The sequence below is a fragment of the Thiofractor thiocamini genome (assembly GCF_055384375.1).
Genome location: NZ_AP042389.1, coordinates 1,401,160 through 1,416,183, shown reverse-complemented (window position 1 = coordinate 1,416,183; position 15,024 = coordinate 1,401,160). Strand labels below are relative to the sequence as shown.

Here is a 15,024-nt window from a genome sequence, read left to right as displayed (position 1 = left end):
ATAATTATAGCCAAAGAATAGCTAAATTACAAAATAAGCGGAACAAAAACAAAACCCGGATACTCACTTTGTAGGATTTTATCGTCATGTGATCTTTCAATCTTGATGATCGAATTTTTAACAGGGATCACCATCGTTCCCCCTTTTTTCAGTTGATGAAGTAATGTCTGAGGGAATTCTCTCGCACTTGCCGAAACAAGTATCCTGTCAAATTCCATACCCGGCAACCCTATCTCATCTTTAGCTTTTTCTATTTGACAATTACCGTAAAGATTAAATTTATCAAGATTTTTTCGTCCTTGCTCTATAAGCTTTTCCACTCTTTCAAGCCCGGTCACTTTGCCGTTTTTCCCTGCTATATAGCATAGCAAAGATGTTGTCCAAGCCGATCCTGAACCGATATCAAGTATATCATCTCCTCTTTCTGGCTCTAAAAGTTCAAGCATGAAGGCTACGGTTGAAGGCTGCGAAATGGTTTGATCATTGCCTATGGGCAAAGAAGCGTCTATATATGCTTTGTCTTTCAACTCGTTTGGAACGAAGTATCTTCTGTCAACATTTAAAAATGCTTCGATGATCTCGGGGGTTTTAAGCACCCCTGAGATCACAAGATGATTTACCAATTCTTCGTTGTTCATGCTTATTCCTTAACAAATGCCGCACTCATATAGCCGACAACGGCACTTTCATCCCCACTTGCATCAGCACTTGTTTTATAGTCTAAAAGTATAGGTTTCAGAGCGCTTTTCTTTGCATACAGCATGATAGCTTCGATACCCAGTATGCCACAGGCTTCACAACCCTGGTGCAACATAGATGTATCGAGCTTGGATACGGCTTCCAAACAAACGGAATCTATAGTATTTGCTTTTTTTATGTCATAGTAGTGGCTAAGATCACTGCTTATGACAACTGCATTATCTTCATCTTGGAGTACATACTCTATGATTTTTTCAAGCTCACCCGGGGAAATTCTGCCGTAAACTATCTCTATGACTTTTGTCTGCGGCATATAGTACTTTATAAAAGGCATCTGTACTTCCGTACTGTGCTCTTTGTGGGCATCAGGCACGAATGAAAGTCCAAATTTATCTTTGAGTTCATTTGCCAAGGAGTTGTCTATATCCAAATTTCCAAAAGGAGTTTCAAACTCATCCTGTAAAGATATACTAGCCCCCTCAATATACACTTTATGGCTAGGGCCTATAACGATCACTCTTTTTGGGTTGGAATTTTTAAGTGTTCTAAAAGCTATATTTGCAGTGAAAGCTGAGTAAATATACCCCGCATGTGGGACTATCACAGCTTTTGGGTGAGCTTTTAGAATATCATCATCTTTTAAATGTTTATCAAGAATCTCGTTGTAGTACTCATACATTTTTTTTATCTCATTCGGATCAGCCGGATAAAAAGCTCCGCCGACCGCCATTTTTCTTATATTCATTTTAACCTCCTTATTTCCATATACCCTCTATCTCTCTTTTACATTTTGGACAGTGTCCGTCAACCAGGTTGTTTATAGTTACGTTATAACCTGTTCTATCTATCAAAAGTTCACCGCATTGCGGGCAGTATGTATCACCATGAACGGGTACATTTCCAAGATATACATAGTAAAGACCTGCTTTTTTAGCAATATCGTAAGCTTTTTTCAAAGTTTCCAAACCGGTATAGCTATGGTCTTTCATTTTATAATCCGGATGAAAGGCACTCAGGTGCCATGGTACATGATGACCCAGCTCATCGGCTATAAAAGTCGCCATCTCTTCCAAATCCTTCTTGGAGTCGTTTTCTCCCTCGATCAAAAGTGTCGTTACTTCTACCCAAATACCCTCTTTTACCATTTTTCTAAGAGTATCTTTGACAGCTTCAAGCCCGCCTTTTAGAACTCTTTTGTAGTATTTTTCATCCCAGCTTTTTAGATCTATATTTGCACCGTCCAGCCACGAAGGCATATCTTTTAGCACTTCGGGTGATTCAAAACCATTGCTGACGAAGATACTTTTTATCCCCTGTTCTTTTGCCAAAACTCCTATATCTTTTGCATAAGGATAAAATATAGTCGGTTCGTTATATGTATAAGCTATGGAATCGCATTTGTATTTTTTGGCAAGTTCTACCATATCGGGCGGCTCTATACTGACACTTTTGTCTATATTTTTTGACTGGGAAATCCCCCAGTTCTGACAGAAAGGACATGCAAAATTACACCCTACAGTTCCTAAACTAAGAGCCAAAGTGCCCGGCAAAAAATGATATAAAGGTTTTTTTTCAACCGGGTCCACATTTAATGCACTTGGGTGAGAATAAACCAGATTTTTTAGTTTACCGTTTTCATTTTTGTTTACCCCGCAGATACCTACCTGCCCCTCTTTTAGCTGGCAGTAGTGCCTGCATAAAAGACATTTTATCTTCCCGTTTTTCAATGTTTCATAATACTTCATGATATAACCTCCTTTAGTCTATATGACTAAACTATCTTAAATATATCACATTAAAGATAAAATGTCAAGATAAGACTTATTTATTACATTTTTTGCTATTAGAGCATTTACTGCTATATTTAAGAAAATATACCAAATCTTTTATGATCAAAAACAAGCAATAAATCCACAAAATATTTAAAATATAGTTGTCTTTAAAATCTTTAAAGAGATACAGGTATCCAAACACAAGCAAATAAGGCCATTTTATAAAATAAAAAAAGAGCATTCCCGCTCCATATAGTTCTTTTAAAAACTTTTTCATGTATATCCTTTAGTACGATAATTATATCCCAATATTTATAGAATATTTGTAAAAATATGATACTATTGTAATAGCATTGTATATATAAAAATCGGAGAAAAATAATGAAAAAAGCTGTGTTGATATTGTTAGTCATTTTAGTCGCATCTTTTGCAAAAGAGCAAAAGATCGTATTTGCAGCCGGGTGTTTTTGGGGAGTGGAAAGGTATTATGAAGGCATGAAGGGTGCTTTGGATGCTATAAGCGGATATGCCGGAGGAAACTATCCAAATCCGACATATGAGAAGGTTTTAAAGTATGGAAAACATGCCCCAAAAGGCATAGTCAATTATACAGAATCAGTTGAGGTCACATATGATGATGCAAAGATTTCAACGGAAAAACTGATCAAGAGTTTTTGGGAGTTGCACGATCCGACTCAAGCCGACAAGCAGGGAAATGATATAGGTAACAACTACAGGAGTGCTATATTTTATACTACAAATGAACAAAAAAAGATAGCTTTGAGAACGAAAGAGGAGTATCAGAAACTACTTACGAAAGCTGGATACGGTAAAATTACCACCGAGATTCGACCGCTGAAAAAATTTTATAGAGCTGAAGAGTTTCACCAAAATTACCTTATGAAAAATATCTTCGGATATTGCCCTGACCACCGAACAGGGGTAAAATTTAAAAAATAGTTTTACATATAAACTTATATACTACTTAAATTCAGCTATTTGTAAGATTTATTCCACTACAATACCACTTCTATTTAAAAGGCGAAAGGTAAAAAGATGAAATTTACAAAAATGGTAAAGCCAAACGAGGTTCAAAGAGACTGGGTAGTTATCGATGCGACCGGTAAAAGATTTGGTAGGATTATAACTGAAGTTGCTACGCTTCTAAGGGGAAAACATAAACCTTACTTTACTCCACATGTTGATTGTGGTGATTATGTAGTGGTTATCAATGCCAGTAAAGCGGACTTTAGCGGCGCAAAATTAAATGATAAACTATATCATAGACACACTGGCTACTTTGGTGGTGTAAAGAGTGAGAAATTGGGTAAATTGCTTGAAAACAACCCTACAAAACTTTATAGACTAGCTACAAGAGGTATGCTACCAAAAACAAATCTTGGAAAAGAGATGCTTAAAAAACTAAAAGTTTATGCAGGAAGTGAGCATCCGCATTCTGCTCAAGTAAATAAAAAGAAAGAGGATAAATAGTTATGGCAAAGATTTATGCAACAGGTAAAAGAAAAAGCTCAATTGCTAAAGTTTGGATAAAACCCGGAAGCGGAAAGATGAGTATCAACGGTGCAAGCCTTGATGAGTGGCTAGGTGGTCACGAAGCTATAAAAAAGAGAGTTTTGCAACCTTTGTTCTTGACTAAACAATTAGGAAGCATAGATGTCATAGCCGTAACTTTAGGCGGTGGATACTCTGCTCAAGCAGATGCTTTAAGACATGGTATATCAAAAGCTTTGTGTCTTTATGACAATGACTTTAGAAATACATTAAAACCATATGGACTTCTTACAAGAGACTCAAGAGTAGTTGAAAGAAAGAAATACGGTAAAAGAAAAGCAAGAAGAAGCCCACAATTTAGTAAAAGATAATTTTCAAAGAACAATCCGACAAATCGTCGGATTGTTTATCTATCCACTTCACCACAAACCAAATCACACATACTAGGACGATATTTGTTAAAATTTAAAGAAACCTTCATCGGTATATCTCCAAAAAAAGATATACTCTCAGGGCTTGTAGTTTCCGTTGCATTGGTTCCTGAAGCCATAGCGTTTTCATTTATAGCCGGAGTCAGTCCTATAGTTGGACTTTACACGGCTTTCATGCTTGGGCTTATAACTTCTTTGATAGGCGGAAAACCCGGGATGATAAGTGGGGCAACAGGTTCTGTTGCGGTAGTTTTGGTCGGCTTGACAATCAGTGCCAAAACTTACCTCCTTTCCAAAGGATTGAACTCGGACGATCTGTCATATGGCATAGTGCAGTTTATAACCATGGCAGCTATAATGGCCGGTTTTATACAGATATCCATAGGAGCGTTGAGGCTTGGGAAATTCATAAGGCTTGTTCCTCAACCTGCACTTCATGGTTTTGTAAACGGTTTAGCCATAGTTATAGCAACAAGTCAGTTTAAATTTTTGCAAAACAGTTCATATGTGATGTATGTGATTATCGTTGTAACGATGCTTATCATGTATCTTATGCCAAAATTTACAGATGCGGTTCCGGCTGGATTGGTGGCTATCGTTGTCTTGACATTGGTTGTATATATTTTTCATTTGGATACCAAACTTGTAGGTGACTTGGCTGATCTATCGGCCTTTAAGGGTAAGCTACCGACCTTTGGAATCCCTTCGGTTATCACGGATTTGAATGCATGGCAAATGGTTTTGCCTTATGCTGTTATAGTAGCTCTTGTAGGTATAATAGAATCTTTGCTTACACTTTCTGTTTTGGATGAGATAGGTGATGGTCCAAGAGGAAGTGGTAATCAGGAGTGTATAGCCCAGGGTGTTGGGAATGTAGCCTGTGGATTTTTCGGTGCAATGCCGGGATGTGCGATGATAGGACAATCCATCATAAACTATACCTCTGGAGGTCTTGGCAGACTATCGGGTGTTACGGCTTCGATAGGGCTTATAGTGCTCGTTGCAACTCTTACCGATATTTTAAATATCATTCCTATCGCTATACTAGTAGGCATCATGTTTATGGTCTCAGTCGGTACTTTTGAGTGGAGTAGTTTTGCAAGGATAACCAAAATGCCAAAAGTTGATGCTTTTGTGCTGGTGAGTGTTACTCTTATAACCATAAAGTACGATCTAGCCATAGCGGTTATAAGCGGTGTTATCATATCTGCTTTGGCATTTGCATGGAAGCATGCAAGAGTGTATGCAAAAACACATATAGAAAAGGACGGTACGAAAGTATATGATTTTGACGGACCTTTGTTTTTCGGTTCAGTTGCCAGTTTCAATGAACAGTTCGATGTGGAACACGATCCTAAAAATGTAGTATTGGATTTTAAAAATGCCAGAGTCATGGATATAAGCGGCGTAGAAGCTATAGATGCCATAGGTAAAAAATACCAGGAATATGGAAAAAATATAAAGATAAGGCACTTAAGCAAAGAGTGCAAATCCATCATGAAAAATGCAGGCAGATTCTGCACGTATGAAGAGGATGATCCAAACTACAAGGTCGCATATGATTATTGATATGATTATTGAATAGTATAATACCAAAGCAATTTATAATGCAAAATTTGGGATAATGTATTTATGAAATTTCTTATATCTTTATATATGGTAACAATTTTTGCTTTCTCTTCAACTTTGCACTTGAGTATTTCATCCAATCCAAGCAGGATAAATCCTATCTTGGCAACCGATAGTGCAAGCGGTGAGATAAGCTCCTGGATATTTAATGCCTTGGTCAAGTATGACAAGGATGGCAAAGTTGTACCGGAACTTGCTAAAAATTATCATTTTGTTGATAATAAAACTCTTATTTTTAACCTTAGAAAAGATGTAAAGTGGAGTGATGGTAGAGCGTTTAGTGCAAAAGATGTGGTATTTACATACAATCTGATAACTTCACCTAAGGTTTTCACACCTTATGCGGATGATTTCAAGTATGTAAAAAGTATAAAATCTTTGGATAACTATACCGTAGAAGTAAAGTACAAGCAGCCTTACTTCAAAGCGGTTGAGATATGGATGATGGGATTGCTCCCGGCTCACTTATGGGAAAATGAAAAAAATCCGATGACTTCAGAGTTAAACTCTCATCCGATTGGAACGGGTCCATATATTTTGCATAAATTTGAAGTAAATAAAAATATCAATCTTTTTGCAAACAAAAACTACTTTTTGCACAAGCCCCATATAAACAAGATAATTTACTCCTTCATGCCCGATCCCTCAACTCAGTTTCTAATGCTAAAATCCCATAAACTAGATGTCGGCTCCATTACGCCCTTGCAGTATGAAAGACAGATAGATAAAAGTTTTAAGGACTACTACAATATTTACGAGATGCCCTCACACGGCTATACATATATGGGGTTTAACCTTCAAAATGAAAAATTCAAAGATATAAGAGTAAGAGAGGCTCTCTCTTTGGCGATTGATAGAAAAGAGTTGTCCGATATACTTTTTTTTGGCCATGCCAAACCTTGCAGAGGTCCTTTTATGCCGGGAACTTTTGCATATAACGAAAAAGTAAAAATCACCAAAGTAAACTTAAAAAAGGCAAGAGAGCTTTTGAAAAAAGCGGGATATGACAAATCCCACCCGCTTTCTTTCACGTTGACTACCAACTCCAACAATTCAACAAGAGTTTATGCAGCTCAGATACTTCAGTACCAGTTTGGAAAAATCGGAGTCAAGATGAAGATAAGGATATTGGAGTGGCAAGCTTTTTTAAATACCGTCATAGCCCCAAGGCGTTATGAAGCCATACTTCTTGGCTGGGGACTTGGACTTATGCCCGATGCCTACAGTATATGGCATGGTGACTCGGATAAACCGGGTGGTTTTAATTTTGTGCACTACCACAACAAAGAAGTAGATAAACTGATAACAAAAGCTGAAAAATCGATAGATAAAAAAGAGTTGTCAAGAATCTATAAAAGAATTTTCAAACTTATCGTAGAGGATAAACCATATCTTTTTTTATATATTCCAAACTCCATAACCGTAGTGAATAAAAAGATAAAAAACGTTACCCCCTCTATCATAGGGGTAATGCATAATGAAGTGGATTGGATAAAGCCATAAATTCACAATATTCACAATATTTGTGATATAATTACCCAATTATGACAACTTAAGGAGAAATAATGAAGAAGATAACCATAGCCGCATTGGCACTCGGCGCAAGCTTGCTTTTTGCCGACAACAGTATGTATAAGTATGAGTTTACGCCTATGATAGGCGAGGTGGTTCCCGAAGGTAACCTTGATCTTGAAGACCATTTGACTTATGGCGGAAGCCTTGGCATAAATCTTGACAGTAGCTTGATGTTCGATCAAGTTGAACTTGGTTATCTAAGAAGCAGCAATGTCGACTATGATAATTCAAATCTCGACACGGATTTTAACAGATTTTTCGTAAACTTGATAAAAGATTACAAGTTAAATGACAAAGCATCTCTTTATTCGCTTGTCGGTATAGGATATGAAGAGTTGAGCAATGAGCAGTTCGACAATAAAGACAGCGGATTTTTCAATTACGGCCTTGGTTTTAAATACAAAGTTGCTCAAAACCTTTTTGCAAAGTTCGATGTTAGACATCTCATCAAATTTTCTCACAGCGATAACAATGTCATTTTCACAGCCGGCATAGGTATACCTTTTGGAAAAGTTGCCCAAAAAGAAGCTCCAAAAGCAAAACCTGTTGTCATACCGGCTAAAAAAATGGAAGCACCAAAAGATAGTGACGGTGATGGAGTATATGATAAAGACGATAGATGCCCTCACTCAAAACCGGGAGTAAAAGTAGACAAATACGGCTGTGAAGTCGATAGTGACAACGATGGTGTGTTGGATAGTCATGACAAGTGTCCTGGAACTCCTGAGGGTGTAATGGTAGACAGAAACGGATGTCCTTTGGATAGTGACCATGACGGCGTCATAGATGCAAACGACAAATGCCCGAATACCCCAATGGGAGTTAAAGTGAATGATATGGGATGTCCTGTAGCTCTTACATTGCATCTAAATTTCGATACAGATAAAGCTGTTATAAAACCTGAATATTTCAGCAAATTAAAAGAGTATGCCACATATCTTAAAAAAGTTCAAAACTATTATGATATCGTTGTAAAAGGGTATACTGATTCTAGAGGAAGTGCCGATTACAATAAGAAGTTGTCAAAAATGAGAGCATTTGCGGTGAGAACAAAACTTATACAACTTGGTGTAAACCCTGAAAAGATAAGAGCTGAAGGCTATGGTGAAGAGAATCCTGTAGCTTCTAATGATACAAAAGAAGGACGATTTGAAAATAGAAGAGTCGTAATAGAACTCGAGAGAAACTAAAAGGGTTTTAGTGTTCAAAAGCAAATATTTTGTATGGCTGCTGTTTGTGGCAGTAGCCATACTTGCGTTTTTTGCAACCGCCAAATTTATCAAACCCGCTCCTCCGAAATCTTTTACCATAGCAACCGGTAGAAGTGACGGTGCGTACTACCACTTTGCAAAGATTTATCAAAAATTACTGAAGAAAGAGAAAATCACTCTAAACATAGTAACGACTGCGGGAAGTGTTGAAGCCTTGAAGCTTCTTGATGAGGGAAAAGTCGATGTCGCTTTCGTGCAAGGCGGAACTGCTGGAAAATATGTTAAAGATGATAGACTTTCATCACTTGCAAGTATCTTTTATGAGCCTTTATGGGTTTTTTACAGCAGGAAACTAAAAAGCATAGATTATCTGTATGATTTAAAAGGCAAAACCATATCCATAGGAGAAAACGGCAGTGGCACGAAAGCTTTGAGTGAACTGCTTTTAAAAGAAAATGATATAACTCCTAAAAATACGCATATCAAATATCTAAGCTCACATGATTCTATAAAGCAGCTCAAAGAGGGAAAGATAGATGCTCTTTTTATGGTAGTCTCACCTTCATCTCCAAATATAAAAAAACTTTTAAGTGATGAAAATATCAAGCTTTTTAGTTTTAAAAGAGCGTTGGCTTACAAGCAAAAGTTTCTTTTTTTAACTGATTTGACTCTTGGTGAGGGTATCATAGACTTAAAGCAAAACATCCCTTCATCAGACAAGATTTTGCTTGCTACTACCTGTACTCTGGTGCAAAACAACAATTTCAACCCTGAGCTTATGAAGCTTCTCTTAAAAATTGCCAAAAAAGTTCACTCCAAAAAAACACTGTTTGCGGATGAGGGATTTTTCCCAAATTCAAAATTTACCCAGATACCAATGAACGAAGATGCAAAAATATATCTTATAAAAGGTGACTCTTTTTTAGAGAAAATCTTTCCTTTCAGGGTAGCTGTTACCATAAACAGACTTATTATCTTTTTGATACCTCTTATAACTCTTTTACTTCCTTTTTTCAAAGGAATCTTACCTATATACAGATGGAGGATAAGATACAAGATATATAAATGGTACGGAAAACTAAATGAGATAGATAAAAATATCGAATTTATGAATTTGGTAAAAGTTCAAAACAGTATAGACAAGATAAAAGAACTTCAAAAAGAGATAAAAGAGCAGACCAACATACCTCTTTCATACATGGGGGAGTATTATAATCTTCAACTTCATATAGATTTGATACTTAAAAAACTTAAAAATAAAAAGAACATTCTTGAACAAGAAAACGATACTGTTTGATTTGGACGGGACCCTTATAGATTCCACCGATGCCATCATCTCAAGTTTTTTGGATGTTTTTGAAAAGTTTGATTTTAAAAAGCCTTCCCAGGATGATATCAAAAAACATATAGGCCATACTTTGGAAGATATGTTCATAAATCTAAATGTAGATACAAAATATACAGATGAGTGTGTCATGGAGTATAAAAGATTTTACAGGCAAAGAGCCTTAAATATGACCACTCTTTTGCCAAAAGCCAAAGAAGCCATCATCGAAGCTTCATCGTTTGCCGACATCGGCATCGTTACGACAAAAACCGGCAGATACTCCAAAGAGATACTTGAACATCTGGAGGTTATGCAATACTTTCAAGTTCTCATAGGAAGAGAAGACGTAGTGCATCCAAAGCCCCATGGTGAACCCATAGAAAAAGCCCTTGATCTGATGGGATCTTCAAAAGAAAACGTATGGATGATAGGAGATACCAGGTTTGATCTACTCTCTGCAAAAAATGCAAATGTAAACTCCATAGGGGTTTTGAGCGGATATGCTAAAGAAGAAGAATTGAAAGCATATACTTCATTTATCAAAGAAGATACTTTCTCTGCGGTAACACTTTTACAATCATTATAAATATTATTTTACATTTAAAGCACATCTTAAGTGATGTTTTCATAAAATAAGATAATTTTTATCGCAATTCAAAGGAGAATTAATGTTAGAGATAAGATGGCATAGCCGTGCCGGACAGGGGGCGGTAACCGGAGCCAAGGGCTTGGGTGACGTTGTTGCCAATACCGGAAAAGAGGTGCAAGCCTTTGCTTTTTACGGTTCGGCAAAGAGGGGAGCGGCAATGACCGCATATAACAGGATAGATGATAAGCCTATCATAAATCATGAAAAATTTATGAGACCGGATTATGTACTTGTAATCGACCCGGCACTTGTTTATTCTGCTGATATAACAGCCAATGATAAAGAAAATACAAAATACATTATAACAACTCATTTAAATAAAGATGAATTGGTTGAAAAAGTACCAAAACTGCAAGACAAAGATGTCCATACGGTTGACTGTATGAAGATATCCATGGATACGATAGGAAGAGCTATACCAAACACACCTATGCTTGGAGCATTGATGAAAGTGTCAGGTATGTTTGAACTTGAGTATTTTAAAAATGCAATGCTTAAAGTTTTGAGTAAATTTCCTCAAAAGATTATAGATGCAAATATGGCTGCAATTGAGCGGGCATACAATGAAGTAAAATAAGGGAGGCAAAATATGGAATATCTAGGATGGGATCAGGTAGAAGCCGGTGCGGTTTTGCCTTCGTTTGAAGAAGTAGAATGTAATATAGCAGAATTAAAACAGGAAGAGAGAAAATATGCTAAAACAAACTCATATACTGCAAGCGTAGCAGACTGGAGAGTTTTTAAACCTGTTTATAACAGGGATGTATGTATTGATTGTCAGAATTGTTGGGTCTTTTGTCCTGATACTGCTATCATAAGCAGAGATAAAAAGATGATAGGTATAGATTATGAGCATTGTAAAGGGTGTGGGGTTTGTGCGGAAGTTTGTCCGACCAATCCAAAATCACTTATAATGTTTGAAGAGACAATGGACAATGAAGTTGCATTATCTGGGTGGCCAGAAAAAAAGAAGAAGGAAAAGTAATGGCAGAGAAATTAGAATTGCAAGAAGTTGAAGTTTGGGATGGGAATATGGCTTTTTCACAAGCCATGAGACAAGCTCAGATAGATGTTGTAGCAGCTTATCCTATAACACCATCAACTCCGACTGTACAAAATTACGGTACATTTTTAGCAAACGGTTATATAGATGGTGAGTTTGTTTTGGTTGAAAGTGAGCATGCTGCTATGAGTGGATGTGTAGGTGCTGCGGCAGCCGGCGGAAGAGTTGCGACTGCTACAAGTTCACAGGGTTTTGCACTGATGGTTGAAGTTTTGTATCAAGCAAGCGGTATGAGGCTGCCTATCGTACTTGCAGTGGTAAACAGAGCTTTAGCTTCTCCTTTGAATGTAAACGGAGATCACTCCGATATGTATCTTGGTAGAGATGCCGGATGGATCATGGTAGATGCATTTAATGCTCAAGAGGCTTACGATCTCATGCTTATGGGATTTAAGATAGCTGAAGATCTTGATGTCAGACTTCCTGTTATGGTAAATCAAGACGGTTTTATCACTTCTCATACCGCTCAAAATGTTAGACCTTTACAAGATGATGAAGCTTATAATTTTATAGGCGATTATAAAGAAGTAAATCCTATGCTTGACTTTTGTAAACCTGTAACTTATGGAGCTCAAACCGAAGAAGACTGGCACTTTGAGTTTAAAGCAAGACAACACAAAGCCTTGATGGATTCTCCAAAAGTCATCAAAAGAGTCTTCAAAGAGTTCGAGGAGTTGACAGGAAGAAAATACAATCTTGTAGAGAGTTATCTTATGGATGATGCCGATGTTGCCATAGTCGCTCTTGGAAGTACTGTTGAAAGTGCAGTTCAAGCTGCAAATGACTTAAGAGAAAATGAAGATATAAAAGCGGGTGTCGTATCAACAAGAGTTATAAGACCGTTTCCTTTGAATGAAGTTCAAGAAGCACTTAAAAATGTAAAAGCCGTAGCTACACTTGACAGATCAGCTCCAGGCGGAACACTTGGTATGCTTTTCAATGAGATAAGTGCGGCAATGTATCAAAGCGATAATAGACCTGTTATAAACAACTATATATACGGTCTAGGTGGAAGAGATATGACTCAGGCGGACTTGAAAGATATCTTTAGAGATATCAAAAGAAATGCCGATGAAGGTAAACTTACAACACCATTACAACAGTTTAGTGGACTTAGAGGTCCTAAACTCTCTTTTTTTTAAGACAGGAGCAAATAAATGAGTAAAGAAATAAGAAATTTAAAACAATTTTCCACATCAAATGATAGATTTGAAGGGGCACACCTTTTGTGTCCGGGATGTGCACACTCTATCATCGTAAGAGAGCTTTTAAACTGTACTGACGATAATCTTGTCATAGCTAATGCAACAGGTTGTCTTGAAGTTTGTACCGCAGTTTATCCACATACTTCGTGGGATGCGTCATGGATACATATAGGTTTTGAAAATGCGGCAACTGCGGCCAGTGGAGCAGAGGCTATGTATAAAGCTTTAAAAAGAAAGGGAAGATTAAAAGATCCTGATAAACCTGTAAAGTTTGTGGCATTCGGTGGTGATGGTGCGACATATGATATAGGATTTCAATTTTTAAGTGGTGCGGTTGAAAGAGGTCATGACTTTACCTATATCTGCCTTGACAATGAAGTCTACGCCAATACAGGAGGTCAAAGAAGTAGTTCTACTCCTATTGGAGCAAGTACTTCCACTACACCTGCTGGAAGAGTGAGTTACGGTAAGAAAAAGATGAAAAAAGATATGATCGCTATCATGGCGGCCAACGGGGCTCCTTATGTAGCTCAAGTTGCTCCAAACAAATGGAAAGATATGGTTAAAAAGTACCAAAAAGCTTTGGCAACAGAGGGTCCGGTATACATAAATGCCATGAGTGCATGTACGACAGAGTGGAAATTCCCTTCACACGAAACCATAGACATAAGTGACTTGGCGACTGATTCATTGGTATTTCCTCTTTATGAGATCATAGACGGTCATGAGCTTCATATAACTTACAGACCGAAAAAAGTCATACCTGTAAGAGATTATCTCGGAGCCCAGGGAAGATTTAAACACCTCTTCAAAAAAGAAAACGAGTATCTCATAGATGAAATGCAAAAAGCAGTAGATAAAAAATGGGAAATGCTCCAAAGAAGAGAAGAAGCAGGTGTATAAAGCGTAAAAAAACGACAACTGCTTGTCGTTTTTTGCTTTATACTATGAACTTTCATGTGTAAGCCCCAAAACTAAGAGTTTTGGTGGCGAACACGAAAGTGAATCGGGACATTGAAGTAAACTGTGGCGAGTGAAACGAGGTAAGTTTACGGTTCTTTCACCGAAGGTGAATCATTTACAAAGTAAATGTAATAAAATCAAAAGCGTAAAAAAACGACAACTGCTTGTCGTTTTTAGTGAAAATCCTAAAAAGGCAAACTGCTTTGCCTTTTTAGGATTTTCTATGCTTTTTAGTGATTGAGTCCTAAAACTAAGAGTTTTAGTGATGAAATCCAAAAAGCATTGTAAAATATAGGATGTGGGACAGTCGCTACTTTTAAGAAAAATTACCAATCAAATATTAGAATCGGGACAAATAAAAATAGTCTATTTCCTTTTATTCTATATAAAAATAAACAAAGATTGATTTTATATTCTATTTGGGATATAATATGGAAAATTTTTGGAGTATTGATATGGGTAAAACACAAACAACGATAAGGGTTGATGAGAAAAATTATATTGAAGCTAAAAAAATATTAAGTAAGATAGGACTTAATTATTCTCAAGCTATAAGTGTTTTTAACAATATGATTGTTTTAAACAAAGGGTTGCCGTTTGAGTTGAAACTTCCAAATCAAGATACTATGCAAGCATTTTATGAGTTGGAAAAAAGAGATGGCAAAAGTTTTAAAAATGTCGATGAACTTTTTAATGATTTGGATTCTTAATGTATGAAATTTTTAGAACAAATACTTTTAAAAAAGATTATAAGAAATTAAACAATAGTGAAAAAAGTATACTCAAGGAGATTGTTACAAAACTTGCAAACGGTGAAAAGTTAGAAGAGAAATATCAAGACCATAAGCTGATAGGAAACTATTTTGGTTGTAGAGAGTGTCATATCAAACCGGATTTATTATTGATCTATAGAATTAACAATGCTATTTTAGAGTTAGCATTGGTAAGAGTTGGCAGTCACTCAAAAGTTTTTTAAAATTTTCAGTTA

17 protein-coding genes are annotated in these 15,024 nt (G+C 36.7%); 14 read left to right on the top strand and 3 right to left on the bottom strand.

The window, feature by feature from the left end:
- Positions 1-26: 26 nt before the first annotated feature.
- From pcm to amrS, 3 genes are read right to left on the bottom strand one after another with little or no spacing between them, the layout of a single operon-like run.
- Positions 27-638: a protein-L-isoaspartate O-methyltransferase gene (gene pcm / locus ACZ47B_RS07120; RefSeq protein WP_464893850.1), complete on the bottom strand. Its 612-nt coding sequence runs from the start codon at positions 636-638 to the stop codon at positions 27-29.
- Between the two features lie 2 nt (positions 639-640).
- A complete protein-coding gene (amrB, locus tag ACZ47B_RS07115) occupies positions 641-1,444 on the bottom strand; it encodes an AmmeMemoRadiSam system protein B (RefSeq protein ID WP_464893849.1) in 804 nt (267 codons plus the stop codon).
- A 10-nt stretch (positions 1,445-1,454) separates the two neighbouring features.
- Positions 1,455-2,444, bottom strand: a complete 990-nt coding sequence (amrS, locus tag ACZ47B_RS07110; RefSeq protein WP_464893848.1) for an AmmeMemoRadiSam system radical SAM enzyme — start codon at positions 2,442-2,444, stop codon at positions 1,455-1,457.
- A 408-nt stretch (positions 2,445-2,852) separates the two neighbouring features.
- Between amrS and msrA the strand changes: the two genes are divergently transcribed.
- The 14 genes from msrA (at position 2,853) to ACZ47B_RS07040 (ending at position 15,012) form a co-directional block, all read left to right on the top strand.
- Positions 2,853-3,431, top strand: coding sequence for a peptide-methionine (S)-S-oxide reductase MsrA (gene msrA, locus ACZ47B_RS07105; RefSeq protein WP_464893847.1), 579 nt, complete (start codon positions 2,853-2,855; stop codon positions 3,429-3,431).
- Between the two features lie 96 nt (positions 3,432-3,527).
- Positions 3,528-3,962: a 50S ribosomal protein L13 gene (gene rplM, locus ACZ47B_RS07100; protein ID WP_464893846.1), complete on the top strand. Its 435-nt coding sequence runs from the start codon at positions 3,528-3,530 to the stop codon at positions 3,960-3,962.
- Positions 3,963-3,964: 2 nt separating this feature from the next.
- Positions 3,965-4,354, top strand: a complete 390-nt coding sequence (gene rpsI, locus ACZ47B_RS07095) for a 30S ribosomal protein S9 (protein ID WP_464893845.1) — start codon at positions 3,965-3,967, stop codon at positions 4,352-4,354.
- Between the two features lie 84 nt (positions 4,355-4,438).
- Positions 4,439-5,983: a SulP family inorganic anion transporter gene (locus ACZ47B_RS07090; RefSeq protein ID WP_464893844.1), complete on the top strand. Its 1,545-nt coding sequence runs from the start codon at positions 4,439-4,441 to the stop codon at positions 5,981-5,983.
- A 63-nt stretch (positions 5,984-6,046) separates the two neighbouring features.
- Positions 6,047-7,546, top strand: a complete 1,500-nt coding sequence (locus tag ACZ47B_RS07085) for a peptide-binding protein (RefSeq protein WP_464893843.1) — start codon at positions 6,047-6,049, stop codon at positions 7,544-7,546.
- A 62-nt stretch (positions 7,547-7,608) separates the two neighbouring features.
- The gene (locus tag ACZ47B_RS07080; RefSeq protein WP_464893842.1) at positions 7,609-8,808 is read left to right on the top strand and encodes an OmpA family protein; all 1,200 of its coding nucleotides are present in this window, start codon (positions 7,609-7,611) and stop codon (positions 8,806-8,808) included.
- Positions 8,809-8,818: 10 nt separating this feature from the next.
- Entirely contained in the window at positions 8,819-10,126 is a 1,308-nt protein-coding gene (locus tag ACZ47B_RS07075; protein ID WP_464893841.1) for a TAXI family TRAP transporter solute-binding subunit, read from the top strand.
- Positions 10,101-10,742, top strand: coding sequence for an HAD family hydrolase (locus ACZ47B_RS07070; RefSeq protein WP_464893840.1), 642 nt, complete (start codon positions 10,101-10,103; stop codon positions 10,740-10,742). Before ACZ47B_RS07075 ends, ACZ47B_RS07070 begins: the two co-directional genes overlap by 26 nt.
- Before the next feature lie 82 nt (positions 10,743-10,824).
- On the top strand, positions 10,825-11,382 hold the full coding sequence (locus ACZ47B_RS07065) for a pyruvate flavodoxin oxidoreductase subunit gamma (RefSeq protein ID WP_464893839.1): 558 nt from the start codon (positions 10,825-10,827) through the stop codon (positions 11,380-11,382).
- Positions 11,383-11,394: 12 nt separating this feature from the next.
- Positions 11,395-11,790 (top strand): 4Fe-4S dicluster-binding protein, encoded by a 396-nt coding sequence (locus ACZ47B_RS07060; RefSeq protein ID WP_464893838.1) that lies wholly within the window; start codon positions 11,395-11,397, stop codon positions 11,788-11,790.
- A complete protein-coding gene (locus ACZ47B_RS07055) occupies positions 11,790-13,010 on the top strand; it encodes a 2-oxoacid:ferredoxin oxidoreductase subunit alpha (RefSeq protein WP_464893837.1) in 1,221 nt (406 codons plus the stop codon). The genes ACZ47B_RS07060 and ACZ47B_RS07055 overlap by 1 nt, the downstream gene beginning before the upstream one ends.
- Before the next feature lie 15 nt (positions 13,011-13,025).
- Complete coding sequence (locus ACZ47B_RS07050) at positions 13,026-13,976, top strand: thiamine pyrophosphate-dependent enzyme (protein WP_464893836.1); 951 nt, start codon at positions 13,026-13,028, stop codon at positions 13,974-13,976.
- A 491-nt stretch (positions 13,977-14,467) separates the two neighbouring features.
- Positions 14,468-14,746 (top strand): type II toxin-antitoxin system RelB/DinJ family antitoxin, encoded by a 279-nt coding sequence (locus ACZ47B_RS07045; protein ID WP_464893835.1) that lies wholly within the window; start codon positions 14,468-14,470, stop codon positions 14,744-14,746.
- Positions 14,746-15,012, top strand: a complete 267-nt coding sequence (locus ACZ47B_RS07040; protein ID WP_464893834.1) for a type II toxin-antitoxin system YafQ family toxin — start codon at positions 14,746-14,748, stop codon at positions 15,010-15,012. The genes ACZ47B_RS07045 and ACZ47B_RS07040 overlap by 1 nt, the downstream gene beginning before the upstream one ends.
- The last annotated feature ends 12 nt before the right edge of the window (positions 15,013-15,024 follow it).

Coding starts and splice junctions, on each gene's coding strand:
- pcm (WP_464893850.1), bottom strand. CDS start 638: ATGAACAACGAAGAATTGGTAAATCATCTTGTGATCTCAGGGGTGCTT.
- amrB (WP_464893849.1), bottom strand. CDS start 1,444: ATGAATATAAGAAAAATGGCGGTCGGCGGAGCTTTTTATCCGGCTGAT.
- amrS (WP_464893848.1), bottom strand. CDS start 2,444: ATGAAGTATTATGAAACATTGAAAAACGGGAAGATAAAATGTCTTTTA.
- msrA (WP_464893847.1), top strand. CDS start 2,853: ATGAAAAAAGCTGTGTTGATATTGTTAGTCATTTTAGTCGCATCTTTT.
- rplM (WP_464893846.1), top strand. CDS start 3,528: ATGAAATTTACAAAAATGGTAAAGCCAAACGAGGTTCAAAGAGACTGG.
- rpsI (WP_464893845.1), top strand. CDS start 3,965: ATGGCAAAGATTTATGCAACAGGTAAAAGAAAAAGCTCAATTGCTAAA.
- ACZ47B_RS07085 (WP_464893843.1), top strand. CDS start 6,047: ATGAAATTTCTTATATCTTTATATATGGTAACAATTTTTGCTTTCTCT.
- ACZ47B_RS07080 (WP_464893842.1), top strand. CDS start 7,609: ATGAAGAAGATAACCATAGCCGCATTGGCACTCGGCGCAAGCTTGCTT.
- ACZ47B_RS07065 (WP_464893839.1), top strand. CDS start 10,825: ATGTTAGAGATAAGATGGCATAGCCGTGCCGGACAGGGGGCGGTAACC.
- ACZ47B_RS07060 (WP_464893838.1), top strand. CDS start 11,395: ATGGAATATCTAGGATGGGATCAGGTAGAAGCCGGTGCGGTTTTGCCT.
- ACZ47B_RS07055 (WP_464893837.1), top strand. CDS start 11,790: ATGGCAGAGAAATTAGAATTGCAAGAAGTTGAAGTTTGGGATGGGAAT.
- ACZ47B_RS07050 (WP_464893836.1), top strand. CDS start 13,026: ATGAGTAAAGAAATAAGAAATTTAAAACAATTTTCCACATCAAATGAT.
- ACZ47B_RS07045 (WP_464893835.1), top strand. CDS start 14,468: ATGGAAAATTTTTGGAGTATTGATATGGGTAAAACACAAACAACGATA.
- ACZ47B_RS07040 (WP_464893834.1), top strand. CDS start 14,746: ATGTATGAAATTTTTAGAACAAATACTTTTAAAAAAGATTATAAGAAA.